Annotated in this window: 22 protein-coding genes and 1 riboswitch; of the genes, 17 read left to right on the top strand and 5 right to left on the bottom strand. The window is 53.7% G+C overall.

Annotated elements, in window-relative coordinates; genetic code table 11:
* Positions 1-154: 154 nt before the first annotated feature.
* Positions 155-346 carry an elgicin/penisin family lantibiotic gene (locus ET33_RS40690; RefSeq protein ID WP_152570713.1) on the bottom strand — a complete coding sequence of 64 codons (192 nt, stop codon included), beginning with the start codon at positions 344-346 and terminating at the stop codon, positions 155-157.
* Between the two features lie 81 nt (positions 347-427).
* Positions 428-622 carry an elgicin/penisin family lantibiotic gene (locus ET33_RS40695; RefSeq protein WP_144028785.1) on the bottom strand — a complete coding sequence of 65 codons (195 nt, stop codon included), beginning with the start codon at positions 620-622 and terminating at the stop codon, positions 428-430.
* A gap of 493 nt (positions 623-1115) precedes the next feature.
* Between ET33_RS40695 and ET33_RS27640 the strand changes: the two genes are divergently transcribed.
* The 8 genes from ET33_RS27640 to nhaC all read left to right on the top strand — a co-directional run bounded on the left by ET33_RS27640 (position 1116) and on the right by nhaC (position 9225).
* Complete coding sequence (locus tag ET33_RS27640; RefSeq protein ID WP_051775701.1) at positions 1116-2276, top strand: Glu/Leu/Phe/Val dehydrogenase dimerization domain-containing protein; 1161 nt, start codon at positions 1116-1118, stop codon at positions 2274-2276.
* Between the two features lie 54 nt (positions 2277-2330).
* Positions 2331-2561 (top strand): DUF1450 domain-containing protein, encoded by a 231-nt coding sequence (locus tag ET33_RS27645; RefSeq protein WP_036689882.1) that lies wholly within the window; start codon positions 2331-2333, stop codon positions 2559-2561.
* Positions 2562-2690: 129 nt separating this feature from the next.
* Positions 2691-3806 carry a 4-hydroxyphenylpyruvate dioxygenase gene (gene hppD / locus ET33_RS27650; protein WP_152570714.1) on the top strand — a complete coding sequence of 372 codons (1116 nt, stop codon included), beginning with the start codon at positions 2691-2693 and terminating at the stop codon, positions 3804-3806.
* 48 nt (positions 3807-3854) lie between these two features.
* Entirely contained in the window at positions 3855-4799 is a 945-nt protein-coding gene (locus ET33_RS27655; RefSeq protein WP_036689885.1) for a hypothetical protein, read from the top strand.
* A gap of 16 nt (positions 4800-4815) precedes the next feature.
* Entirely contained in the window at positions 4816-6078 is a 1263-nt protein-coding gene (gene fahA, locus ET33_RS27660; RefSeq protein ID WP_036689886.1) for a fumarylacetoacetase, read from the top strand.
* A 33-nt stretch (positions 6079-6111) separates the two neighbouring features.
* On the top strand, positions 6112-7269 hold the full coding sequence (locus ET33_RS27665) for a homogentisate 1,2-dioxygenase (protein WP_036689887.1): 1158 nt from the start codon (positions 6112-6114) through the stop codon (positions 7267-7269).
* 20 nt (positions 7270-7289) lie between these two features.
* Positions 7290-7598 (top strand): YerC/YecD family TrpR-related protein, encoded by a 309-nt coding sequence (locus tag ET33_RS27670; RefSeq protein WP_036689888.1) that lies wholly within the window; start codon positions 7290-7292, stop codon positions 7596-7598.
* 193 nt (positions 7599-7791) lie between these two features.
* Positions 7792-9225, top strand: a complete 1434-nt coding sequence (gene nhaC, locus ET33_RS27675) for a Na+/H+ antiporter NhaC (RefSeq protein ID WP_036689889.1) — start codon at positions 7792-7794, stop codon at positions 9223-9225.
* A gap of 91 nt (positions 9226-9316) precedes the next feature.
* Here nhaC and ET33_RS27680 read toward each other — a convergent pair whose 3' ends face one another.
* Positions 9317-9619 (bottom strand): hypothetical protein, encoded by a 303-nt coding sequence (locus ET33_RS27680; protein ID WP_036689890.1) that lies wholly within the window; start codon positions 9617-9619, stop codon positions 9317-9319.
* 221 nt (positions 9620-9840) lie between these two features.
* On the opposite strand from ET33_RS27680, the gene ET33_RS27685 reads away from it, so the two are divergent.
* Both ET33_RS27685 and ET33_RS36725 read left to right on the top strand, forming a co-directional pair.
* Positions 9841-10851 carry an HRDC domain-containing protein gene (locus ET33_RS27685; protein ID WP_036689891.1) on the top strand — a complete coding sequence of 337 codons (1011 nt, stop codon included), beginning with the start codon at positions 9841-9843 and terminating at the stop codon, positions 10849-10851.
* Between the two features lie 84 nt (positions 10852-10935).
* Positions 10936-11439 carry a hypothetical protein gene (locus tag ET33_RS36725; protein ID WP_051775703.1) on the top strand — a complete coding sequence of 168 codons (504 nt, stop codon included), beginning with the start codon at positions 10936-10938 and terminating at the stop codon, positions 11437-11439.
* Positions 11440-11488: 49 nt separating this feature from the next.
* On the opposite strand, the gene corA is transcribed toward ET33_RS36725, so the two are convergent.
* Entirely contained in the window at positions 11489-12424 is a 936-nt protein-coding gene (corA, locus tag ET33_RS27695) for a magnesium/cobalt transporter CorA (RefSeq protein ID WP_036689892.1), read from the bottom strand.
* A 446-nt stretch (positions 12425-12870) separates the two neighbouring features.
* Positions 12871-13022, top strand: a riboswitch (SAM riboswitch).
* A 119-nt stretch (positions 13023-13141) separates the two neighbouring features.
* Here corA and metA point away from each other — a divergent pair.
* The 5 genes from metA to mqnC all read left to right on the top strand — a co-directional run bounded on the left by metA (position 13142) and on the right by mqnC (position 19477).
* Positions 13142-14068 (top strand): homoserine O-acetyltransferase MetA, encoded by a 927-nt coding sequence (metA, locus tag ET33_RS27700; protein ID WP_036689893.1) that lies wholly within the window; start codon positions 13142-13144, stop codon positions 14066-14068.
* Positions 14065-15264 (top strand): aminotransferase class I/II-fold pyridoxal phosphate-dependent enzyme, encoded by a 1200-nt coding sequence (locus tag ET33_RS27705; RefSeq protein WP_036689894.1) that lies wholly within the window; start codon positions 14065-14067, stop codon positions 15262-15264. The genes metA and ET33_RS27705 overlap by 4 nt, the downstream gene beginning before the upstream one ends.
* Positions 15257-16453, top strand: a complete 1197-nt coding sequence (locus ET33_RS27710) for a trans-sulfuration enzyme family protein (protein WP_051775705.1) — start codon at positions 15257-15259, stop codon at positions 16451-16453. The genes ET33_RS27705 and ET33_RS27710 overlap by 8 nt, the downstream gene beginning before the upstream one ends.
* Before the next feature lie 375 nt (positions 16454-16828).
* On the top strand, positions 16829-18202 hold the full coding sequence (locus tag ET33_RS36730) for an EAL domain-containing protein (protein ID WP_051775707.1): 1374 nt from the start codon (positions 16829-16831) through the stop codon (positions 18200-18202).
* A 135-nt stretch (positions 18203-18337) separates the two neighbouring features.
* Positions 18338-19477, top strand: a complete 1140-nt coding sequence (gene mqnC, locus ET33_RS27720) for a cyclic dehypoxanthinyl futalosine synthase (RefSeq protein ID WP_036689895.1) — start codon at positions 18338-18340, stop codon at positions 19475-19477.
* Between the two features lie 87 nt (positions 19478-19564).
* Here mqnC and ET33_RS27725 read toward each other — a convergent pair whose 3' ends face one another.
* Positions 19565-21085 carry a L,D-transpeptidase family protein gene (locus ET33_RS27725; RefSeq protein ID WP_051775709.1) on the bottom strand — a complete coding sequence of 507 codons (1521 nt, stop codon included), beginning with the start codon at positions 21083-21085 and terminating at the stop codon, positions 19565-19567.
* Between the two features lie 210 nt (positions 21086-21295).
* On the opposite strand from ET33_RS27725, the gene ytxC reads away from it, so the two are divergent.
* Both ytxC and thrS read left to right on the top strand, forming a co-directional pair.
* Positions 21296-22228: a putative sporulation protein YtxC gene (ytxC, locus tag ET33_RS27730; RefSeq protein ID WP_036689896.1), complete on the top strand. Its 933-nt coding sequence runs from the start codon at positions 21296-21298 to the stop codon at positions 22226-22228.
* A gap of 331 nt (positions 22229-22559) precedes the next feature.
* Entirely contained in the window at positions 22560-24497 is a 1938-nt protein-coding gene (thrS, locus tag ET33_RS27735; protein ID WP_036689898.1) for a threonine--tRNA ligase, read from the top strand.
* The last annotated feature ends 50 nt before the right edge of the window (positions 24498-24547 follow it).

Here is a 24547-nt window from a genome sequence, read left to right on the forward strand (position 1 = left end):
CCTGAAAAACGCTTGGATGAGCTTGAGCTGGCGTCGGTTGAGAGGGGGCCACTTGAACTGACATGTCGTCTCACCTTCCGTTATCGAGTCGTAAGAGATACTTCGGAAGAACGCGAACGTTCCCCCGAAGCATGTTGCGGGAACCCGCGAAAGATTAGCAGCCGCCGTGGGTGTAGCCGCACTGATGTCTACCGGTAAAGCAGTCCGAGCTAAAGCAAGAATCCGTGAAGCATTTGGAAGAGAAGCATTGAGAACTAAAGCAAGCGGACGTGAAGAGGCCGATATTTTGGTGTACCGAGTTTACCGATTTCACTTCAACATCCAGGTCGAATACGTTGTTTGCCATAGTTATTTTCTCCCTTCGAACGGAGAATGTATCTCCGAAGTTTGTTGCGGCAGCCGGCGAAAGCGGAATGAATGGATAAAATTAGCAGCTGTAGCCGTGGGTGTAGCCGCACATATGACGGCCGGTATAGCAGTCGGAGGAATAGCAAGAATCGGAATAACATTTGGAAGAATAGCATTGAGAACTATAGCAATCTGACGTGTAAAGCCCCAAATTCGCGTTTACAGAATTAACCGATTTCACTTGGACATCCAGATCGAAATTGTTGTTTGCCATAAGTATCTTCTCCCTTCAAATGTAAAACAATTTTTAAAACAATTGAAAACGCTTTCGCCCTCGCCTGGACTTGCCGCACAGAAACGTGAACATGGAAGAATGAAGTTCAAAAATCTGTATTCATATCCATATTCGACTATAATATACCGAATAATATAATAATAGTCAATATATTACAAATATTTTTATAAAAGTTAGTATAGTTGGAGATAGGCCGCCTCTCATGAGCACTAACCTTATTCAACGCGCAAAAGTGCTGAAACATCAAAGAACACTCGCGTTAAAAGGGATGTTTGCGCGAATCATGGAGGTAGTTTAGTATGTGAACTGTTACAAAAAGGAATCATAGTTTGTTTTATCCAAACCATAAAGGAGTGTTTCACATAAGATGAAAGCATAAGCTTATTGATTCGAAATGCAGCGTCGCGCCATGCAGTTTTGAAAACGTTTACTTTTGTGTAGAGAGTAGAGAATCGTTTCAGGAGGAATAGAGATGAATAATGCAGCGTTATTGTCCGAGATCAAACCGTCGGCGTCCTCGCGTACGACCGACTTGTTCGAGAAAATGCAGGAGCATGAGCAGGTACTGTTTTGCAACGACCCCGCCACGGGTTTGAAAGCGATTATTGCCATTCACGATACAACGCTCGGCCCGGCTTTGGGAGGAACGCGGATGAGGCCTTATGCCACCGTCGAGGAAGCGCTGGAGGACGTTCTGCGTTTATCGAAGGCGATGACCTATAAATGCGCGGCGGCCGATGTGGATTTCGGCGGGGGAAAAGCGGTCATCATCGGAGACCCGGCCAAGGATAAAACCCCGGAATTGTTCAGGGCCTACGGACAATTTATCGATTCGTTGAACGGGAGATTTTATACTGGAACGGATATGGGCACGGTGCTGGACGATTTCGTCCATGCGTGCAAGGAAACGTATTGCATAGCCGGGCTGCCCGAAGAATATGGCGGCGGGGGAGAAACGTCGATTCCGACGGCTCTGGGTGTTTTGTACAGCATGAAAGCTGTAGCCCGAACGTTATGGGGACATGAGGAGTTGAGCGGCAAGCGGTTCGCGATTCAAGGCTTGGGGAAGGTCGGCTTTAAAGTCGCCGAGCATTTGCTGCAGGAAGGCGCCGATCTCTGTGTAACCGATGTGGATAAAACCGCGGTTGACCAAGTTGTGGAAAGAGCCGGTAAGCTCGGCAGAACCGCGACTGCTGTGAAAGGAGAAGAGATCTACGGCATAGAAGCGGACTTTTTCGTACCGTGTGCCGTCGGTGGCATTATTAACGATCACACGATCGGGCAGCTCAAGGTCCAAGCGATCGCAGGTGCGGCGAACAATCAGCTTCTTCATGAGAGCCATGCCCTCGAACTAAAGCGAAAGGGCATCCTTTACGCCCCCGATTACGTGGTCAACAGCGGCGGTATCATGCAAGTATCGGATGAGCTGTACGGACCGAACAAAGAGAGAGTATTGGCCAAAACGAAAGCGATCTATCATTCGCTGCTCCATGTGTTTTCGGAAGCCAAGGAAAAAAATATTACGACAGTCGAAGCGGCGAATCTGATCTGCGAGCAGCGAATTCAATCCAGAAAAGGAAGAAACAGCTTCTTCTCCCCCAGAAAGCGCGCCAAATGGCAAATCCGCCACTAATCGCAGGTAGGAAGCACGGAGACCTAATTACGATTTTCCGGGAGGCTTGTTCTGATGGCTACCGTCAAGCTGTGCAGCTCGAATGAGCTGACCAAATCGGAAGCTTTAAAACAAATCGTGCGCGACGCTTCCGTTGATATTATGGTGAAGGACTGTTTGGGCAATTGCGGGCAATGTTACTTGGAGCGCTTCGTGAAAGTGGATCAACGAATCATCGTTATAAACGATGAAGAAGAGCTGCTGGACCAGCTTCTGAAAGCCGCCGCCGCTTCCGAAGCCGACTAACCTCATTTAACGGACTAAAGCGATTTCGCGTTGACACGCGCATACAGCATCGAACGTTTTTGAAGAGTTCACAAGTTTGCCATATAATAGCATCAACTATAAGGAATATTATTCTAGGAGGTTATAAAAATGGAAAAAGATACTACCTTAGTTAGCGAGCTGCAGCAAGATTTTTTCCCGATCGAGGATTTTGATTATATGGAATTTTACGTTGGCAACGCCAAGCAGGCCGCCTATTACATGAGCCGGGCCTTCGGGTTCAAGATTATCGCCTTCGCCGGGCTGGAAACCGGTCAGCGCGATCGCGTATCCTATGTGCTGGAGCAGCGGAGAATCCGCTTTGTGGTGACGGGCTCGCTTCAGGAGGATCACCCGGTCACGGAATTTATCAAGAAGCATGGCGAAGGAGCGAAGGACGTCGCGTTTCGGGTTGACGACGTTGAAAAGGCTTACGCAGAGGCGATTTCCAGAGGCGGCATTCCCGTGATGGCGCCGCAGGTGCTGACGGACGAACACGGCACCTACAAAAAAGCCATCATCGGCACTTACGGCGATACGGTGCATACCCTCGTGGATCGCAAGAACTATAAGGGCTTGTTTGCGCCGGGGTATCAGCCCGTCAACTTCTCGTTTCCGTATCAGGATGCGGGCCTTATCGGGATCGACCATGTCGTCGGAAACGTCGAGCAAATGGATGAATGGGTGTCCTATTACGAGAAGGTCATGGGCTTTAAGGAAATGATTCATTACGATGATGAAGATATCAGTACGGAATATTCGGCTTTGATGTCCAAAGTCATTTGCAACGGCGGCCGTATCAAAATGCCGATTAACGAGCCGGCCACCGGCAAACGCAAATCGCAAATCGAAGAATATTTGGAGTTTTACAACGGCCCTGGTGTGCAGCACGCAGCTTTATTGACCAACGATATCATCACGACCGTGAAGGTGCTGAAGGAAAGTGGCGTGGAATTCCTGGATACGCCGGATACGTACTATGATGAGCTGTCGGATCGGGTCGGCAAAATCGACGAGGATATCGAGAAGCTGAAGCAATATCGCATTCTTGTCGACCGTGACGAGGAAGGCTACTTGCTGCAAATCTTTACGAAGCCGCTCGTCGACCGGCCGACCCTGTTCTTCGAAATCATTCAGCGCAAAGGGGCGACCACGTTCGGCGAAGGCAACTTCAAAGCGCTGTTCGAATCGATCGAAAGAGAGCAGGCGCGCCGCGGAAACTTGTAATTTTTTTGCAAATCGACAGGCTTAGAAGGAAAGGCGGGCAGTCGTCACATGATTTCCAGCGCTAAAGCTTTGATGGAGCAGCTTCTCGATTATGCCGGGTTATTTCCGCCCGCCGCCCTGCCTTTGGAGCAGGCGGTCCGCAATTACGCGGCTTACCGGGACGGACGGGACGCATGGATGCTGGGCCGGTTCATCATTCCCGCCGCGCAATTGGAGAAGCTGTCTCCGTGTATGCCGATGTTTTCCGGGGACCGGCCGCTGCTGCTGTCGGTTCTTGGAACCCGCAGCCGGGATGCAGAAGAATGCCTTCGGCTGTTTGGCGATACGCTGCGGCAAACGGAGGCTTTTAGGGAAAAGCATGGTTCGTCGGTAAACATCGACGTGCTGGAGCTCCCTCTTCCTCCTGCGGGCGCGGACCGTCAGTTACTGGATGAGATTGCAGCCGGAGCATCGGAACATGGTCTCCGGCTTTTCTTCGAATGGACGTTTCCCTTGAATGGCGATTGGGGGAGCCGGATCGAAGAAGCACTTGATGCGGTGAAGTGCTGCACCAGCCAAGGCGGGATGCAGCCGGGCGTAAAGCTGCGGACCGGAGGTGTCACCTCCGACGCGTTTCCGTCGCCAGAGCAGGTGGCCACCGTCCTTGTCGGGTGCAGGGACCGCGAATTGGCGTTGAAGTTCACGGCCGGGCTTCACCACCCGGTACGCATGTACCGGGAAGAAGTGAAGACCGAGATGCACGGCTTCCTTAACGTGTTTGTTGCGGGGATGCTGGCACATGTCTACAAGCTGGACCGCGACAAAACCGCCGAAATTTTGGCCGACGACAATCCCGACAGCTTCGTCTTTCTCCCGGATGCGTTAGGCTGGAAGACGCTAACGCTTTCGGCCGACGAGGTGCGGAGGCTGCGCAATCTGGCGCTGTGCTCCTACGGAAGCTGCAGCTTCGATGAGCCTCGCGACGAGCTGCGGGAGTTAAAATCACTAGAGTAAAAGGAGCCATTAAAAGATGCTGCGCTCATTTGTAGAGGTTGCGCCGGAATCGCATTTTTCGATCCAAAATCTTCCCTACGGCGTGTTCCGCTCCGGCAACGGCGGACCTCCCCGGATTGGCGTAGCCATCGGGGAGTATGTTCTGGATCTTGCTGCCCTCGATCAGGCGGACTGCTTCGCGAGGACGGAAGCAGCCGGAAAGGGAATATTCGACCAAGCGTCGCTGAACGCTTTTATGGCGCTCGGTCGCCCGGTCTGGCAGCAGGTCCGCGCGGAAATTCAGCGGCTGCTGTCGGCTGACGAGCCGGAGCTGCGGGACAACGCGGAGCTGCGGACCGCCGCCCTGCTTCCGCAGAAGGACGTAGAGCTGCTGCTGCCTGTAGAGATCGGCGATTATACGGATTTTTACGCTTCGCGGGACCATGCCTTCAATGTAGGAACGATGTTCCGTGGAAAAGAGAACGCCTTAATGCCCAACTGGCATCATCTCCCGGTTGGGTACCATGGCCGGGCCAGCTCGATCGTGCTTAGCGGGACCGACGTGTGCCGCCCGCAAGGGCAGATGAAGCCGCCGGATGCGGCGGCGCCTGTATTCGGGCCGAGCCGACAGCTGGACTTTGAGCTGGAAATCGGGTGGTTCATGGGAGCGGGCAACCCGCTCGGTACTTCCATTCCTGTTGAACGGGCGGAGGAGCACATTTTCGGACTGGTGCTCGTCAACGATTGGAGCGCCCGGGATATTCAGGCTTGGGAATACCAGCCGCTGGGACCTTTTCTCGCGAAAAATTTCGCGACGTCGATTTCGCCCTGGGTCGTGCCGCTCGATGCCTTGGAGCCGTTCCGCATCCGCGGAAGCGTGCAGGAGCCGGAGCCGCTTCCTTATCTGAAGCAGGAGGGAACGCACTCTTTCGATATCAAGCTGGAAGTGTACCTGCAAAGCGCCGATATGCAGCAGGCCGAGCGAATCACGGAGAGCAATGTCAAATACCTGTATTGGAGCATGGCACAGCAAATCGCTCACCATACGGTAGGCGGCTGCAACCTGCGGGCCGGGGATTTGCTCGCCTCCGGGACGATCAGCGGACCGGATAAGGCAAGCCGCGGATGTATGCTGGAATTGGCGTGGCGCGGAGCGGAGCCGCTTCAATTAAACGATGGCGTCAAGCGGGTCTGGCTGGAAGACGGCGACCGGCTGACGATGACCGGCTACGCACAAGGCGACGGATATCGTATCGGGTTTGGCGAGGTGACGGGCCGAATTCTGCCTTCGTTGAAATAAGCAAGCGCAACTTAACCAAGGAGGTCGTACAAGATGCCGTTCTACCATCGGATGGGGCAAATTCCCAATAAAAGACACGTGCAGTTCAGAAAAGAAGACGGTTCGTTGTTTCGCGAGCAGGTGATGGGCACGAAAGGCTTCTCCGGCATTCAATCGATCCTTTACCATCATGGGGCGCCGACGGAAATCGTCAAAGCCGAATTTCTCGGTGCATTCAGCATAGAGTACGAGGACGACAGTGTGCTCGGATACCGCCATTTTCAGACGGAAGCGGCCCCGAAGCAAGGTGATGGCGTTCTGGGAAGGACGTACGTTCTCGGCAATGACGATATCCTGCTTGCCGTATCGAGTCCTACGGAACCGATGAATTATTATTACCGTAACGGCGACGGCGACGAGCTTCTGTTCGTGCACTACGGAACAGGCAAGGTCGAGTCGATGTTCGGTACGCTGCGCTACCGTCCGGGCGATTATATCGTCATTCCGATCGGTACCATTTACCGGATCGTGCCGGATGGGGAAGACACCAAATTTTTGGTCGTGGAAACGAACAGCTGGATCAGCACGCCGAAGCGTTACCGCAACGAGCACGGTCAGCTGCTGGAGCACAGCCCGTTTTGCGAAAGGGATATCCGGCTTCCGGAGACGCTGGAGACGCACACGGAGCTCGGGGAGTTCGAGGTGCGATCCAAGACGAGAGGCGCGCTGCATTCGCATATTTACAGCCATCATCCGTTAGACGTCGTCGGCTGGGACGGTTATCTGTATCCTTATATTTTCAACATTGCGGATTTCGAGCCGATCACCGGGCGCATTCATATGCCGCCTCCGATTCACCAGACGTTCGAAGGGCATCAGTTCGTTGTCTGCTCCTTCGTTCCGAGACTGTACGATTATCATCCGGAAGCCGTGCCTACGCCTTATTTCCACAGCAACGTGGACAGCGACGAGGTGCTTTACTACGTCGAGGGCAATTTCATGAGCCGCCGGGGCATCGAAGAAGGGTCCATTACGCTTCATCCATCCGGAATCCCCCACGGTCCTCATCCCGGCACGATTGAGGCGAGCCTGGGCAAAAAAGAAACGAAGGAATTGGCGGTTATGGTGGACACGTTCCGTCCGCTCAAGGTCGTCAAGGCGGCCCACGCCTTCGAAGACAAAAACTATCTGTACAGCTGGTCCCATAAATAAATCGGCGTGGTGGTGGCACAGTGCGGCGGAATAACGTGCGAAGCGAGGAAGAAATCCATCAGTTATTCGAAGCCATTTTATCGTTGCAAACGAAGGATGAATGCTACGAATTTTTTTCCGATTTGTGCACGGTAAACGAGGTCAAAACGATGGCTCTCCGGCTTGAAGTCGCAAAGCAATTGCTCGAAGGGGCTACTTATTTGGATATTATCGAGGAAACCCAGAAAGGCAGCGCCATCATTTTTCGAGTCAAAAATTGTCTGAAGCACGGAAGGGGAGGCTTCCGGACCATTTTGGAGCGGTTGAATATGCACGGCAAACAGCAATGAGAAAAACGGCACGCTTGCCACAGGAAGTGTTCTGACGGGAGATCGATGGATGAGAAACGAAGCGTTGAATCGTTAAGGGGTTTGCACTCGTACAGCCCGGTTTCCCGTCGAATGCTTTCTTCTTTGTTTTGAAGACGCTTACATATAATGACTTCACGCGTTTTACGATTCCGTTCGTGAAGGGGGAATAGTTATGTTAACGAAAAAACCGTCGTTTTTCATGTCAAGCGCGCTCATTGCGGTTATCGTCATCATTTTGGCGATAAGCATTCTTCACTATCAAGTCGCTCCGCAAATTCCCATCTTGATGGCATCGATCCTGCTTTCTTTGTATGGCTTAAAATTAGGCTTTACTTGGAAACAGTTGGAATCGGCTGTCGTCAATGGCATTTTGTACGGGCTCCCCTCGATCCTCATTTTGTGTCTGATCGGAATCTTGATCGGGATATGGGTATTGAACGGAACCGTTCCGACCTTGTCTTATTACGGCTTGCACATTCTTTCGCCCAGCTATTTTCTCGTATCGGCGGTATTGATTTGCGGAGTCGTCTCTGTGCTGACCGGAAGCTCCTGGAGCGCCATCGGCACGATGGGTGTTGCCTTGATGGGGGTCGCCTACGGCATGGGAATTTCCCCCGCTATGGCGGCCGGGGCTGTCGTTTGCGGCTCTGTTTTCGGCGATAAAATATCGCCTCTCTCGGATACGACGAATCTTGCCTCCGCAACGGCCAAGGTGCCTATTTTCGATCATATCCGGCATATGCTGTGGACGACGATTCCAAGCTTGGTATTGACGCTGATCCTGTTTGCTTTTTTTGCAATATCCTCCGACCGGGCCACAGACACCGCCGGCATCGAAACGATGATCCGCACCCTCAAAGAACGCTTCACGATTACTCCTCTAACCCTGCTCTCGCCGCTGGCGATTATCGTCTTGGCCTTCAAACGGTTCGATGCCATTCCAACGCTGGTTGTCGGTTTACTGGTCGCTATTGCGACGGCGTTTTTTACGGTTCCCGGAATTTCGGTAGGCCAGCTCATGAATGTCGCGCACTTTGGCTATAAGTCGGAAACGGGAGTTGAAGCGATCGATAAGCTGCTGACGCTAGGCGGGCTATCCAGTATGTTGTTTGCCGTCTCGCTCATCATCATGGCGCTGGCCTTTGGCGGTCTTGTGAAAGAAATCGGTCTGGTTCATACGATGATCGATCGGATGAAGAGCTTCTTGAATAATAAAGGCAATGTCATCACCGCGACGGTTTTTTCTTCAATCGGGGTGAATGTCATTATCGGGGAATGCTACTTGTCCATTATTTTGCCCGGGCAGATGCTGGAGTCTTCGTACAAGCGGCTGAAGCTTCATCCGAAAAATTTGTCCAGAACGCTGGAAGATGCCGGAACCATTGTCCATCCGGTCGTTCCATGGGGAGTCTCGGGCGCCTTTATTATGGCTACGCTCAATATCGGCATGGAGTATGTCCTCTATTCGTTTATGTGTTTTATTACGCCCTTGTTGGCGATCTTATTCGGTTATACCGGGTTCGCCATAGCGCCGCTCGGCGAGGAAAGCGAAAAAGGTGCGTACGAGGAAAAGTTCGAGATCGGAATGAACAACAGCGGCATGTAGACTGGAAAGAGTTTGCTGGCGTTGGGGCAGCAAGCGCGCGAGCGGTTCGCCGGAGGAGCGGTCCGGCGGATCGCCTTTTGCGTTTGCCCGGCTACTCTTCCACGTCATCGTCGCCGGACGAATCATGGGTCGGATGCGCGTCGGGATACCCGCGGGAGAGGCCTGCATGAAGCTCGCGGTTCTCGTAAGTGAACTGGTTGTATGAGCGCTGGTCTTCCCGCCACGGCGTGCTCTTGCCGAGCGATTCCGTAAGAAGGCTGCTGCCGTAAGGGCCTTCCGGAAATTCCTCCGCCGTCAGGTCGTTGCGCTGGGATTCCACCGTGCCCAGATCGGTGTATTTCTTTTGCGGGGCTTCGCTCATAAATCCGTCTTGGTTCGTGTCGTTTAGGCTCATGCCCGGTTTCTCCTTTCGGTAAGCGAGATTGTTTTATCATAGCGTGCCCTTAAACCGGCAGATTATCCAATTCGTGCTTGTCAGCCATCGCGTGACGTGGTAATATAAATCTAATTTCAAACGTGTACTTGAGAGGAAGCACCTCTTACCTGTGTCGGGTAAGATGGTGCTTTTTTTGCGTTTGAAGCCGCTTTGACAACTTCTTGGGGGAGGTTTTTCGAGTGAATCTGGTGTTTTTGAACAGCTTGGAAAAGGCAACGGAAGAGGGGAATGTCCGGACGGCGCAGGTGACGATCGGCGAAAGCGAAGGCACCTGGGTGGTATTGTGGAACGAGACGAGAGAAGACGGCCGCAGGGTACAGGAATGCTGGTACGAAGGGCTACGCTGGGAGGAGATGCTCGCCGTCTTTCGCGAGCGGGTGTTCGCCAAGCAATGTGGCGGCTATAAGCCGATCGTGCAGGTGAACGTAAGCGAAATCGACGTATTGGACCGCCGGACGGCGTATATTCAACGTCTGCATTTTTACGGAGAGAAGCATGCCAACGAAGAGCTGTTCGACAAACTGCGCGATTGGCGGTTTAAACAAGCAAGCCACGACGGGAAAGCGGCGTATCTGATCGCGACCAACCGGCTGCTGAAGATGATAAGCGCCTTCGTTCCCCACACGGAAGAAGAGCTGCTGCACCTTCCGGGATTCGGAAAAGCCAAAGCTGCCGCTTATGCAGCCGATATCGTCGCCATCACCGCCGGCTTCCAGCGGGATACGGATTTTCCGCTAACGTGGGTGGCGGAATCGATCGATTCGAGAGAGCTGAATGCCTGGCTGCTTCAGGAAAATGAACGGAAGCGGAAGGCCGAGGAAGAGAAGCGGGAGATCAAGCATAAGCTGCTGGAAGCCATTGCGCGCGGGGAGAAGCTGGAGGAGCTGCTGGAGAAGACCAAGCTTCAGCGGCGCAATTTGCTGCAACTGTTCGAAGAGCTGGATCGCGAAGGCTACGACCTGCAGAGCTATATCGAAGGGCAGCTTGAGCAGGTGCCCGAGCCGGAGCGCGAGCTGGCATGGAAGGCGTTCCAGCAGCAGGGCGACCGTTACTTGAAACCGATACTGCAGACGGTCTACAGCCAGAAAGAGCTGACTGCACAAGATGCGGACCGCGTCTACGAATGGCTTCGCATGCTGCGGATGAAGTTCCGCCGCGAGAATGAACAGAAGACGGTTGAAGCGAGCTGAAGCGCGGCAGCAGGGTAAAAAAACATTGAACAAGCCCGGAGGCTAAGGTAAGATGGATTATAGGAATATGAAGGAGCTGACCGTATGGAGGAGCTTCGGGCTATACTTCACAGCATCATCAAGAACCAGGAAGAAACCAACGCGAAAATAAGCGAGCTGAATCTGCAATTAAGCGCCAAAATCGGTGAAACGAACGCGCGAATCGACCGGTTAGACACAAAGCTCAGCACAAGGATCGACGAGGTCGACGCCCGACTCAGTGCGAAAATTGACGAATTCGACGCTCGACTCAGCGCGAAAATCGACGAAATCGACGCCCGACTCAGTGCGAAAATCGACTCTCTTGACGCAAAGACCGACGCCCTAGATGGGAAGACCGACGAAGTCAACACCAGTCTCGGCGCCAAAATCGACTTTCTCGATGCCCGTTTGGATCGCGTCCATTTGAGCTTGCAGAGCCAGATCGACGATGTCGGTACGGACGTTAGGCATATTAAACGGAGCATGCGTTTATTCGAAAACGATATGGATGCGACCTTGGACCGGATTAAACGTCTGGAAGACCACATGGCCAAGCATCCCGAATGAGGAACCTTTCCCAAGGTTCCTTTTTTTACATACAAAAAAAGGACCGGCTTCACAGCCAATCCTTTTTGCGGAACAACACGAACATGAAGATCCCGACAAGCGCCAATACAACGACCGCAGCGACTCCACCGTACTCCCAGTGCAAGCCGGGAATGTACTCAAAGTTCATACCATAAACGCCGGTAATGAACGTAAGCGGCATGAAGATCGTCGTCAGCGCCGTAAATACGCGCATGATTTCGTTCGCGCGGTTCGCGAGGGAAGATTGATAAGCCTCCCGTAAGTTCGCCATCAAGTCGCGGAACGTTTCGAACGTCTCGGATATTTTTACGGCGTTTTCGTAAATATCGCCAAAATATTTTTTTAGCGGCTCGCTGACCAGCTTCAGCTCTTTTTTGTGCAGCGTCGCGATGACCTCTTTTTGCGGAACGAGCACTTTCTTGAGCCATAAAATTTCGCTTCGCAGCCCGATGATCTCATTCAAATGCGACTTCTTCGTATGCATCAGAATGTCTTCTTCCAGCTTCTCGATCTTCGCTTCGATCCGGTCCCCGACGTTGGTGTAATTATCGACGATGAGGTCGATCAAGTGATACAGAAATTGGTCGGGAGCCGTAACCTCCTCTTCCCAGAGAATCGGCTTCAAGGCGCGAATTTCGTTAATTTTTTGCCGGGTGATCGTGATGATGTAATGCTTCCCCAGAAAAATATTGAGTGCGCGGAGAAAAATTTCCTCGTCATCGAACCGGATGCTGTTGACTACGATAAAATAATGCGAATCATACAGCTCGATCTTCGGCCGCTGCTCCTCTTCCGTCAAAACGTCCTCTATGGCGAGCTCGTGAAGATGAAACAAAGGCTGTAAAATGTCCAAATCCTCCGGCTCGGCATCAATCCAATAAAAGCCGTGCTGAGGCGGATCGATGGTTTGCGTGATGTCTTCCACCAGGGTAAAAATGCCGTCCTGAACCAAACGTGCCTTCATAGGTTCCACCCCTCCTTATTGATCGGATGGAACGCACGGCCGTCTGCCTCCTGCGAGAAAACAGACGTTAGGCTTCAGTCAGGCGCTGTTCGTCATCTTCACACACAAAAAAGCATGCGCATTCTTGAACGAATGGCAAACGACCGGGTTCCATACAATAGATTCAATTGTGTTTGAACGCAGATACGACTTCCCGGGTCTCCGTCCATTCGTTTGCTGCACCCCTTCTAGCGTGAAATGTCGAATACTTGTATAGTATAACGCGTCATATTCGAGAACACAATGAGTTTGTATTTCATTCGCGCATGGGAATAATTTATGCAAAATCCGGCGGAGTGGTGCGGGTTTAGACGCCATCATTTCATGGAAAAGGTTCCGCTTGACGCTTGCTGTGATTTCGATTACATTAGTATTATCTAAAACAACTGAATAGATTCGGTTTCACACTCTTATCAAGAGCAGGTGGAGGGACTAGCCCGATGATACCCGGCAACCGACAGACCTTTGCGTAAACAACACGTTGATGTTTTTTCAGCATGGCAAAGGAATGCACGGTGCTAATTCTTGCGGAAGCCAGGCGGCTTCTGACAGATGAGAGAGGACGATGTAACTATACAAAGGCCTTTCTCGTGCGATAGAGAAAGGCCTTTTCTTATGCCTTTTTCAGTCGCAGGAGTGCAGGGAACGACGAATCCAATACCCGAAGGAGTGAGCCCGATGCCCATCAAAGTACCAGATCATCTGCCGGCCAAGGAAGTGCTTGTCAACGAAAATATTTTCGTCATGGACGAGAGCGTAGCGTTTCGTCAAGATATTCGCCCGCTGCGGATCGTAATCTTAAACCTGATGCCGACGAAAGAAACGACGGAGACCCAGTTGCTGCGGCTGGTCGGCAACACTCCGCTACAGGTTGAATTCATTCTGCTGCACCCGAAAACGCACACGTCCAAGAACACGTCGCTGGAGCACCTGGAGCAGTTCTACAAAACGTTCGAAGACATCAAGCACGAACGCTTTGACGGTATGATCGTTACAGGCGCGCCGGTCGAGCAGCTTGAATTCGAAGAGGTGAATTATTGGGAAGAATTGACGCAGATTATGGAGTGGAGCAAAACCCACGTCACGTCGACGCTGCATATTTGCTGGGCGGCTCAGGCCGGTCTTTACTACCATTTCGGCGTGCCGAAGTACCCGCTTGACGAGAAAATATTCGGCGTGTTCCCGCACACGATCACCACGTCGAACGTGAAGCTGCTGCGTGGGTTCGACGAGCTGTTTCTCGTTCCCCAGTCCCGCCATACCGACGTTCGCCGGGAGGATGTTGCCCGGGTCGAGCAGCTCGACATTTTGTCGGAATCGGAGGAAGCGGGCGTCTACATTGCCGCGACGAAGGACGGGAAGCAAATTTTTATAACCGGCCATTCGGAATACGACGCGTGTACGCTCAAATACGAGTACGACCGTGACGTGAACAAAGGGATGGAGATCGCGGTTCCGAAAAATTATTACCCGAACAATGATCCGGCCCGGCCGCCGCTCAACACTTGGCGGGCCCATGCAAACCTGCTGTTTTCCAACTGGCTCAACTATTATGTGTATCAAGAGACGCCTTACGATTTGTATAAGGGGGATTATATGATATGAGCAACTGTTCCAAGCCAGAGTTGAAAATCGAGAGCCGGCTCGCGCAGATCGGCTCCCAGGAGGAACCGGTGACGGGAGCGGTCAGCTTCCCGGTATACCAAGCGACGGCGTTCCGTCATCCGAAGCTCGGGCAGAGCACGGGATTCGATTACGCGCGCACGAAAAGCCCGACGCGCAAAATATTGGAGGATGCGATCGCCGAGCTGGAATCCGGGGACGCAGGCTTTGCCTGCAGCTCCGGCATGGCGGCGCTCCAGACGATTTTCGCGCTGTTCAGCCAAGGCGATCATTTGCTTGTCTCCCTCGATCTGTACGGCGGGACGTACCGGATGCTTGAGCGCATCATGTCCCGCTTCGGCGTCACCGCAACGTATGTGGACACGAACGATCTCGATGCATTGGAAGCGAATCTGCAGCCGGGCACGAAAGCGGTTCTGATCGAAACACCGACCAATCCGCTCATGATGGTCACGGATTTGGCGCTGGTGTGCGGCTGGGCGAAGAAAAAAGGCCTTCTTTCCATCGTCGACAACACGCTGCTTACTCCGTTTTTCCAGCGTCCGATCGAGCTTGGAGCCGATATTGTGATCCACAGCGCGTCCAAGTACCTCGGCGGGCATAACGACGTGCTTGCCGGGTTGATCGTGACGAAAGGCAAGGAGCTTTCCGAGGAAATGGCGTTTCTGCACAATTCGATCGGCGCGGTTTTAGGCCCGCAGGACAGTTGGCTGCTCATGCGCGGCATGAAAACATTGGCGATCCGCATGGAGCGCCATGAGTACAACGCCACCCGCATCGCGACGTTCCTGCAGTCCCATCCGCAGGTGGAAGCGGTCTATTATCCGGCGCTAGAAAGCCATCCGGGCCATGACATTCAGAAGAAGCAATCGTCCGGCAATACGGGGATTTTTTCCTTCAAACTGAAGGATGCGCGCTATATCGAACCGATCCTGCGTCACGTGAAACTGATTGCGTTCGCGGAAAGCTTGGGCGGCGTCGAGTCGCTGATGACGTACCCGGCGGTTCAGACCCATGCTGATATCCCGGAAGACATCCGGAGCAAGGTCGGCGTGGACGATAAACTGCTGCGCTATTCCGTCGGCATCGAGCATGCGGACGACCTGATTGCGGATTTGGCCCGAGCCATCGATTTGGCACAGCAGGAGATTGAAGGAGGGGTACCGGCTCATGGCTGATAAGACGACGCAAGGGACTCATCCGAACGATCATCATAAGGACCGTGCTTTCGCTACGAAGCTGATTCATTTCGGAGGCGAAATCGACCGGACGACCGGCGCGTCCAGCGTTCCGATCTTCCAGGCCTCAACGTTCCATCAATTTTCGCTCGACGAGCCGCAGGAGTACGATTACTCCCGTTCCGGCAACCCGACCCGGCAGGCGCTTGAGGATTACATCGCGCTGCTCGAGGGGGGCAAGCGGGGTTTCGCATTCGCTTCGGGAATGGCGGCAATCTCCGGCGCGTTCATGCTGCTGTCGGCAGGGGATCATGTGATCTGCACGGAGGATGTGTACGGAGGTACATACCGGCTGCTGACATCCATCCTGACCCGGATGAACATCGAGACGACGTTCGTCGACATGACGGATCTGGACCGGGTGAAAGCGGCGCTTAAGCCGAACACGAAAGCAGTGTTTCTTGAAACGCCGTCGAACCCGACGCTCAAAATTACCGATATTGCCGAAATCGCAAGCTGGGCGAAAGAGCATGGCCTGCTGACCATGCTGGACAATACGTTCATGACGCCTTACCATCAGCGACCGATCGAATACGGTATCGATATCGTGCTGCACAGCGCTACGAAGTTCCTTGGCGGCCACAGCGATGTAACCGCAGGGCTGGCCGTTGCCGCGAACGAAAGTCTGGGCCGCCGGCTGAAGCAGATTCAAAACGGGCTCGGCACCATTCTCGGCGTGCAGGACTCGTGGCTCCTCATGCGGGGGATGAAGACCTTGAAGGCCCGGATGGAAGCGCACGAGCAGAGCGCTCGGCAGCTGGCGGCCTGGCTGGCGGCTCATCCGTCGATCGAAGCCGTCTATTATCCGGGGCTGCCGAATCACCCTCGGCGAGATATCCACGAGAAGCAGTCGCTCGGCTATGGCGCCGTCGTCTCGTTCGACACAGGCTCCGGGGAGCGGACCAAGCGTCTGCTGTCCAAGGTGCGCATCCCGCTCGTCGCTGTTAGCCTGGGGGCGGTCGAGAGCATTCTGTCCTACCCGGCGATGATGTCGCATGCGGCGATGCCGCGCGAGGTCCGGCTGGAGCGCGGAATTACCGACGGACTCGTCCGGTATTCCGTCGGTCTGGAGGATATCGCCGATATCATCGACGACCTGGAGCAAGCGTTAGCGGATTCGGACCGATAAATAAAGGAAGAAAAGCCGATGATTCAAGGGATCAGTCCAGAGTGTTGAGAAAGTGGTGTTTGACTGAAATAGAGAAACATACGGAGGTGGGGTGTCTACTGGAGGAGCGATAGCGTTCGCCTTTGTCCGCAGGAAATATCCGCTGCAAAGCGGCTTCAAATCAAAATTTCCTGCGGACAAGAGCGACCGGAAGTAGATACCCCGCCCCCTCGTACACCTCTATTACTCAATTCACCAATTTCTCAACAAGCTCAGCCGATGATTCAGGGGATCATCGGCTTTTCTGTGAAAAAAAGGAACATCTCCCTATTCACTATAACGAACTCGTGATATGATAGTAAGGACAAGCTGTAGCTGCCGGTGAGGGGGAAATTTATGACATTTTCATTTGCTTCAGGTGAGTGGAAAGAACGAATCCGGATGCTACTCCGGCTGCCTTATCCGAGCAGGGCGCTCCGCTTTTTTCCCCCGGAGTTTACGTTTCGCAATCCAGTGCTCTCACTGGTCAAACGGTACCGGAGCCAAGGAAAATCGTGCGGGCTTATTTTGCTGTACTTGGAAGATTTTCATCATATGTTTTCCACTTATTCCGAATCGAGGCTTTGCGCCCTGCAGGGGCGTATCCGGCAGACGATCCTAGAGCTGCTGCCTTCCTGCTTCCGGGACAAAGACGTGATCGGAGTCCGGCAGTTTGCGCTCGACGATTACGGTATTTTCGTAAAAGAACAAGCCGCCTGCGGGTTCGACGAACTGCAGCGCAAGGCGCAGGAGCTGCAAAAAGAAGTTTCGCGCAGGCTGCGTTCGCAGGCGGACGCTGACGCTAAAGCTCCCGTATCCCTGCAAAGCGGCTGCTATATCATCGGTCAGGACCTCGAGAACACGTCCGCCGGCATACAAGCGGCCTATCATTATGCCCGCTGCATCGCGACGCGAAAGCTGCCGCCGCATTTTTGCCCGACCCGGGAGCATCTGCTGGACATTTTGAAGCAGGAAAACATTTTCGTTCTCGCCCAACCGATTCTCAATTTGGCCAGCGGCGAATTGTACGGCTGGGAAATTTTGACCCGCGGTCCGCAAAACTCGCCGTTCCACACGCCTGCCGAGCTGTTCGATATGGCTTACCAAGCCGATCTTTTATCGAGATTCGAATTTCTGGTCATCAAGAAGGCGTTCATGGAAATATCGTCACGGGCGATTCAAGAGCAGGTGTTTATTAACGTGACGCCCGTTTCGCTCGGACATCCGCTGTTTCTGCATCATTTGCTGGAAACGTTGAAGCAATTTCCAGCCATTTCGGCCTCGCAGGTCGTTCTGGAAATTACGGAACGCCACGCGATTCGGGATTTTCAATACATAGGGGCTGTCATAAACGCTTGCCGCGCGCATGGGTTCCGTTTTGCCGTGGACGATGCAGGGGCCGGCTATTCAAGCCTGCAATCGATCTCCGAGCTGGTACCCGACATCATCAAAATCGACAGATCAGTCATCGCCGAGATCGACCGGATGTCCGTCAAGCAATCGCTGCTGAAGGCGCTGCTTCACTTCGCCGACAACATGAACTGCCAAGTGATCGCCGAAGGCGTCGAGCGGCCGGAAGAGCTCAGCATGCTTTACGAGATGCAGGTGCATATGGTGCAAGGCTTTTATTTTGCCCGTCCGCAGCCGCTGGTGACCGACCAGGAACGGGTACGGCAGCTCCAATTGGTCAAAGAAAAAATCGTAGGGCACCGGCATATGCATCCCGCTTAAAGGCTTTGTGCCGATGATCACAAATTGGTCACAAAAACGGCCGCCGCTTTCCACTCCACGGAAAATGGCGGTCTTTTAGTATGGCAGGAGCGGAGTATTTTATGGTAGGATGAAAGCATAAAGGAGATGAAAGCGATGAGTTCCATCGACCGGATATTGGATAGCGCGCTGGCCGGCAACCGGATCAGTCTGGAAGACTGTATGGCGCTCTACGAATCGGACGAAATCGAAAAAATGGGCCATGTGGCCAACCAAATTATGCTGCGGCATCATCCGGAGCCGGTTACGACTTTCGTGATCGGCCGGAATGTCAATTATACGAATATTTGCGATGTGTACTGCCGTTTTTGCGCCTTCTACCGCGCACCGGGCTCGGCAGAAGGCTATGTGCTGCCGAACGAGGTTGTTTTTCAAAAGATCCAGGAAACGATCGACGTGGAAGGAACCGAAATTTTGATGCAGGGGGGCACGAACCCGAACCTGCCTTTCAGCTATTACACCGATCTGCTGAAGGAAATCAAGAAGCGGTTCCCGAACATTACGATGCACTCGTTCTCCCCGGCCGAGATTATGAAAATGAAAGAAGTATCGAACGGCCTTTCTCTGGAGGAAGTGATCCGGGCCATTCACGAAGCCGGACTGGATTCGCTGCCTGGAGGCGGCGCAGAAATTCTCGACGACCGCACCCGCCGCAAAATCAGCCGTCTGAAAGGCTCGTGGCGCGAATGGATGGATGTCATGCAAACGGCCCACAAAGTCGGTATGCACACGACCGGGACGATGGTGATCGGCTTCGGCGAAACGATGGAGGAACGCGCGCTGCATCTTCTTCGCATCCGTGACGCGCAGGACGAATGCATCGCGAACGGCTACAATACGCCGGGCTTCCTGGCCTTCATCTCTTGGACGTTCCAACCGGACAACACGAATCTGAAGGCGGAGAAGCTGGGGCCGCAAGATTATCTTAAAAACGTCGCGATCAGCCGCATCATGCTCGACAACATCAAGAACTTCCAGTCGTCCTGGGTGACGATGGGACCGGAAGTCGGCAAGCTGTCGCTGCACTACGGCTGCAACGATTTCGGCTCGACGATGATCGAAGAAAACGTCGTATCCGCGGCAGGGACGACGCACAAGGTGAACATCGGATCGACGCTGCAGCTCATTCGGGAAGCGGGCAAAATTCCCGCGCAGCGCAATACGCGCTATGAGATTTTACGCCGTTTTGACGATGAGACGGTTCAGGTGCATAAAGACTTCATTATGCAAAATTAGCATAAAACAAAAGACGCTTGTCTTCGGCCATAGGGTTCGAGGACAAGCGTCTTTTTTGCGCAAACAATATACGGCCCGCTCCGATGCTTAGCCTAACCACTGAAAGACACGGTGCTTGGCCGTTTCCTCAGCCTCCCGGCCCAGTCCGCCCTTGCCCGGAAGCAGCAGCTCTGGCTGGACTAGAACCGGGGCGCTTTCGCCCGTTCCGCCGCTGCCGATAACGACGCGCGCGCCCCGCGGTACAAGCGGGTACAGTGCGGACATCGCCTCGTTGGCCAGGCGGATGCAGCCAAGCGACCGGTTCGCGCCGATCGATGCTGCGTCGGCCGTGCCGTGGATGGCGATCTCGCCCATCCCCAAGGCAGCGGTGCCGTATGCCCCCGGGCGGCTCCCTTGCGGCTCACGCACCCGCTCCAGGACGGTCAAGGCCCCTTCGGGAGTTCGGCCGTCCGCGCCCAGTCCGACCGGCAGCTCCGCGAACACCACCGGGCCGGCGTTCAGTCGGAGCAAGTGAGCGCTTTTGTCGATTGTGACCGTCACCGGTTCGAAAGGAAGGTTTGCGGAGGCGGTTGCCGCTCCGGATGTACCCTCCCACGCAACATTCGGATAAAACTTACGCGCAGGGTCTTGGGCACGGGCGTCGTAAACCCATCCGCCGCTCCCATCAAAAACGGTTCGGACATGAGCCGAACCGGTAATCGTTTCTATAGGCATATAGCTGGCATAGTTATTGGGATAGGGCTGAAACAGCTGCTCGATGGGGGAGGGGGCCGATCCGTGATCCGCAGCGTAAGCTTCAAGCGCCGTCCGGATCAATTGGGCTCCGGCCGTCGTCCGGAGCTTTTGAAATTCCGAATGAAGGAACCGGATTTTGACCGAAGTATCGACGGCCGGGTTGTATTCCGCCACGACAAACGCCTTGGTCTTAAGCTGCTCGTCGCTCAGCGGCACCGCTTGGTTATCTGCGTTTCGAACGCCGGACGCGATGCCGTACAGGACGATCGCTTGCTTCGGATGATCGTTTGCAAGCTGCAGCGCTTTTTTATGAAGCGCCTCCTCTACCGCTTTTTGCGGCTCTCCATAAGGAAAATGCAGGACGTAAGCGGTTTCGACGCTTTCATACGTGACTTCTTTCCCGACGCTCCAAGGCATAAACGCCGACACGACCTTCGAAACGGCGGTCGGTCCGTACAGCAGGGCCAGCAGCAGCACGTTGATGAACAGAAGCACCAACAGCAGCATTTTTAAGCCGTAGGCAGCGCTTTTTCTTTTCGTGCGTGGTGCAACTGTGCCTGAAGCGGCTTGAGGTCCGGGGATGGCCGGTGCTTTCTCCTTCGTCAGCCGCCGGATCGAGCCGGAAGCGGGAAAATAATACGGCGAAGGATACGTATTCATCGCCTCTTTATAATGCTTCAGCGCTTTGCCGATATTGCCATTATTCTCGAAATATTGTCCCAGCTTGTAATGCGCCTCGGGAGAGTGCGGGTCGAGATACGTGATCACCTTTTCGTGATACTTGGGGTCGTTGCGGTTAAGGTAAATATTTTTGTGCAGACGAACGAGCTTGTCCGCAGCCGGCGATTTGAACCTTTGGCGAAGATGCTGCATAGCAAACCTCCCAGGATCGTATTTTGTTATTGATACATATTGTATCATGAATGTGTCAGAAAATACAATTGGTATCATTCAGAAGTGACTCCTGATGATTCTCCTCACAGTTATTGCTACGTCCCGGGTGTCTGTACTTTGTATATCTGCGAAGGTCCAGCCATATACTTTAAAGGAATCGTAAGGCCCGAAAGGAGAGTGTGACCCCGGATGAAGCTGTTGACGATCGTAATGGTGAAACGCTCCGAAGCTCAAGCTGACCGGCTATTGCGTCTTGTCGAGCTTTTCGGCGAACGGCTACATAATGAGAATAAAATCCGGATCGTTCTGGACCGGCGGAACGGTCTGCAGCGAATCGAAGTGAGCGCGGTTATGCCGGCTTTTCAACTGCAGGCTGACGGGCACGCGTTATATGAAGCAGCAGCCGGCGCCGTGGCGGACTATTTATTGACGGAAGAAGAGCAGCGTCTGCTGCGTCATATGATCCGTCATGAGTTTCATTACAAGCAGGACGAAGAGACGGACAGCATCCTGGGCTATTGCAGCCAAATGTTGGGAGAGCAGGGAGATTCGGCGGCGGTCAAATCGGACAAGAATGAAGCGTACCTGCGGCGGAAAAACAAGCTGACCGTCCTGCTTACCGAATACATCGAAGAGCATACGGAGCTGAATTTGGACGGCTTTCTGCGCTTCCGGGCGCCGGATTACTTGAACGAGCTCCGCGAAGTGGTCGAATATGCCGTTGACGAATTCGTGATGGACCGGCAGTATCGCGAATTCATTTCCCTACTGCAATATTTCGTCTATATTCAGGAAGCGAAAATTCCGTTCGTTCATCTTATTCATAAAGGCGGCAATGAGTTTATGCTGCTTGGCGAGCATCTGGAGAAGATCGAAACGAACGATGCGGATGCCGTCGTGACGGTAGAAACGCTCGAGAAGGATATGAATTTCGAGGATATGATTGTCAGTACGCTGATTTCGGTATCTCCGCAGCAAATTTATATTCACACCCGCGAGCCGGATTTGCAGGTGATCAAGACGATCCGGCAAATTTTCGAAAATCGCGTGGAACTGTGCGGCTACTGCCGGCTGTGCCAAAACCTTGACCGCTCGACGGCGGCTGAATATAATAAGGGATAAGGCAAAGATCGAAGACACAATCGGTTGAAGTGCTGTCCAGAGAGAGGGGACATCCGGCTGCAATCCCCTTCAGCGAACGTCAATCGGTTACCCCTTTGTAGCCGTGATTTGGAAAATGTCGTCCTCAACCGATTAGATCGGTGACTGGAGACGCGCAGTATAAATCGCCGGATCATTCCCGTTACCGAATGAGTTGAGGATTCGCAGACTTGCCTTTTTGTTGGAATGGAAGTTGCGGATTGAATTAGGGTGGAACCACGAGCTAAGCGCACTCGTCCCTTTCGGGATGATGCGCTTTTTGTATTTCCTACAATTATTGGAGGTAGTGGACATGGCTGTAAAAGTAACTTTTCCCGACGGAGCGGTGAAGGAATATCCACAGGGAACGACGGTGGAAGAGGTCGCAGGCTCGATCAGCTCGGGTTTGAAAAAAAATGCTGTCGTAGGCAAATTGAACGGAAAGCTCGTCGATTTGAGCACGCCGCTGGAAGAAGACGCCGCGCTGCAAATCGTTACGCTGGATAGTGAAGAAGGCCTGGAGGTATACCGTCACAGTACGGCGCATTTGATGGCGCAGGCGATCAAACGGCTGTACGGCAATAAAAGCGTCAAGCTCGGCATCGGACCGGTGATCGAAGACGGGTTCTACTACGATATCGATATGGAAACATCGATCACCCCGGAAGATTTGGGTAAAATCGAGAAAGAAATGGAACGCATCGTTCAGGAAAACTTGCCGATCCGCCGCCGGGTAGTCAGCCGCGAGGAAGCGCTGAGCATTTTCGGCGAGCTGGAGGACCCACTCAAGCTGGAGCTGATCCACGACCTTCCGGAAGATTCGGTCATTACGATTTATGACCAAGGCGAGTTTTTTGACCTGTGTCGCGGGCCGCACCTGCCGTCCACCGGGCGGATCAAAGCATTCAAGCTGCTCAGCGTAGCGGGCGCTTACTGGCGCGGCGATTCGAAGAACAAAATGCTGCAGCGCATCTACGGCACGGCGTTCCCGAAAAAATCGGAGCTGGACGAGCATTTGCACTTGCTGGAGGAAGCGAAAAAACGCGACCACCGCAAGCTCGGCAAAGAGCTGAAAATGTTCACCTTCTCCAGCGAAGTCGGCCAAGGACTTCCGCTCTGGCTGCCGCACGGCGCTAAGGTACGCCGCACCCTGGAGCGTTATATCGTCGATCTGGAGGAGCGTCTCGGCTACCAACACGTGTACACGCCGGTGCTTGCCAACGTGGAGTTGTACAAAACGAGCGGTCACTGGGAGCATTATCAGGAAGACATGTTCCCGAAGATGGAGCTGGACAATGAAGAGCTTGTGCTGCGCCCGATGAACTGTCCCCATCATATGATGGTGTATAAGAGCGACATGCGCAGCTACCGCGACCTGCCGATACGGATCGCCGAGCTCGGCACGATGCACCGCTACGAGATGTCCGGAGCGCTTACCGGCCTTCACCGCGTCCGGGCGATGACGCTCAATGACGCGCATATTTTCTGCCGCCCGGATCAAATCAAGGAAGAGTTCGCTCGCGTCGTGAACCTGATTCGTCAAGTTTATGAGGACTTCGGCATTAAGGAATACCGTTTCCGTCTGTCGTACCGCGATCCGAAGGATACGGAGAAATATTTCCAAAATGACGAAATGTGGGAAATGTCGCAGCGGATGCTTCGCGAGGTGGTCGAGGAGCTCGGTCTGCCGTTCTTCGAGGCGGAAGGCGAGGCGGCCTTCTACGGTCCGAAGCTAGACGTGCAGATCAAGACGGCGCTCAAGAAAGAAGAGACGCTGTCGACCGCGCAGCTCGACTTCCTGCTGCCGGAGCGCTTCCAATTGGAGTACGTCGGAGCCGACGGCCAGAAGCACCGCCCGGTCGTCATTCACCGCGGCATCATTTCGACCATGGAACGGATGACCGCGTTCCTGCTTGAGAACTTCGCCGGTGCGCTGCCGACATGGCTGTGTCCGGTACAGGCGAAGGTGCTTCCGGTATCCGGCAACTTCGACGAGTACGCCAAGGAAGTCGAAGCGAAGCTGCAAAATGCCGGTATCCGGGTCGAAGCCGACCTGCGCAACGAGAAGCTCGGATACAAAATTCGCGAAGCGCAGCTTGAGAAAATTCCGTACATGCTGGTTGTCGGCGAAAATGAGGTGCAAGCGTCCGGCGCTTCCGTCCGCAAGCGCGGTCAAGGTGACCTCGGCGCTCACAGCGTAGATAGCGTCATCGAGATGATCCGGGAAGAGATTCGGACCAAGCAAGTGTAATATGATTTGGCAGAAGAGCCTGCTCCTTGTTGAAGGGGCAGGCTTTTTGC

The sequence above is a fragment of the Paenibacillus tyrphae genome (assembly GCF_000722545.1).
GTDB classification, from domain to species: Bacteria; Bacillota; Bacilli; order Paenibacillales; family NBRC-103111; genus Paenibacillus_G; species Paenibacillus_G tyrfis.

What these genes read in the sequence shown, in the direction of transcription:
- ET33_RS40690 (WP_152570713.1), bottom strand. Translation starts at nt 346, where the DNA reads ATGGCAAACAACGTATTCGACCTGGATGTTGAAGTGAAATCGGTAAAC.
- ET33_RS40695 (WP_144028785.1), bottom strand. Translation starts at nt 622, where the DNA reads ATGGCAAACAACAATTTCGATCTGGATGTCCAAGTGAAATCGGTTAAT.
- ET33_RS27640 (WP_051775701.1), top strand. Translation starts at nt 1,116, where the DNA reads ATGAATAATGCAGCGTTATTGTCCGAGATCAAACCGTCGGCGTCCTCG.
- ET33_RS27645 (WP_036689882.1), top strand. Translation starts at nt 2,331, where the DNA reads ATGGCTACCGTCAAGCTGTGCAGCTCGAATGAGCTGACCAAATCGGAA.
- hppD (WP_152570714.1), top strand. Translation starts at nt 2,691, where the DNA reads ATGGAAAAAGATACTACCTTAGTTAGCGAGCTGCAGCAAGATTTTTTC.
- ET33_RS27655 (WP_036689885.1), top strand. Translation starts at nt 3,855, where the DNA reads ATGATTTCCAGCGCTAAAGCTTTGATGGAGCAGCTTCTCGATTATGCC.
- fahA (WP_036689886.1), top strand. Translation starts at nt 4,816, where the DNA reads ATGCTGCGCTCATTTGTAGAGGTTGCGCCGGAATCGCATTTTTCGATC.
- ET33_RS27665 (WP_036689887.1), top strand. Translation starts at nt 6,112, where the DNA reads ATGCCGTTCTACCATCGGATGGGGCAAATTCCCAATAAAAGACACGTG.
- nhaC (WP_036689889.1), top strand. Translation starts at nt 7,792, where the DNA reads ATGTTAACGAAAAAACCGTCGTTTTTCATGTCAAGCGCGCTCATTGCG.
- ET33_RS27680 (WP_036689890.1), bottom strand. Translation starts at nt 9,619, where the DNA reads ATGAGCCTAAACGACACGAACCAAGACGGATTTATGAGCGAAGCCCCG.
- ET33_RS36725 (WP_051775703.1), top strand. Translation starts at nt 10,936, where the DNA reads ATGGAGGAGCTTCGGGCTATACTTCACAGCATCATCAAGAACCAGGAA.
- corA (WP_036689892.1), bottom strand. Translation starts at nt 12,424, where the DNA reads ATGAAGGCACGTTTGGTTCAGGACGGCATTTTTACCCTGGTGGAAGAC.
- metA (WP_036689893.1), top strand. Translation starts at nt 13,142, where the DNA reads ATGCCCATCAAAGTACCAGATCATCTGCCGGCCAAGGAAGTGCTTGTC.
- ET33_RS27705 (WP_036689894.1), top strand. Translation starts at nt 14,065, where the DNA reads ATGAGCAACTGTTCCAAGCCAGAGTTGAAAATCGAGAGCCGGCTCGCG.
- ET33_RS27710 (WP_051775705.1), top strand. Translation starts at nt 15,257, where the DNA reads ATGGCTGATAAGACGACGCAAGGGACTCATCCGAACGATCATCATAAG.
- ET33_RS36730 (WP_051775707.1), top strand. Translation starts at nt 16,829, where the DNA reads ATGACATTTTCATTTGCTTCAGGTGAGTGGAAAGAACGAATCCGGATG.
- mqnC (WP_036689895.1), top strand. Translation starts at nt 18,338, where the DNA reads ATGAGTTCCATCGACCGGATATTGGATAGCGCGCTGGCCGGCAACCGG.
- ET33_RS27725 (WP_051775709.1), bottom strand. Translation starts at nt 21,085, where the DNA reads ATGCAGCATCTTCGCCAAAGGTTCAAATCGCCGGCTGCGGACAAGCTC.
- ytxC (WP_036689896.1), top strand. Translation starts at nt 21,296, where the DNA reads ATGAAGCTGTTGACGATCGTAATGGTGAAACGCTCCGAAGCTCAAGCT.
- thrS (WP_036689898.1), top strand. Translation starts at nt 22,560, where the DNA reads ATGGCTGTAAAAGTAACTTTTCCCGACGGAGCGGTGAAGGAATATCCA.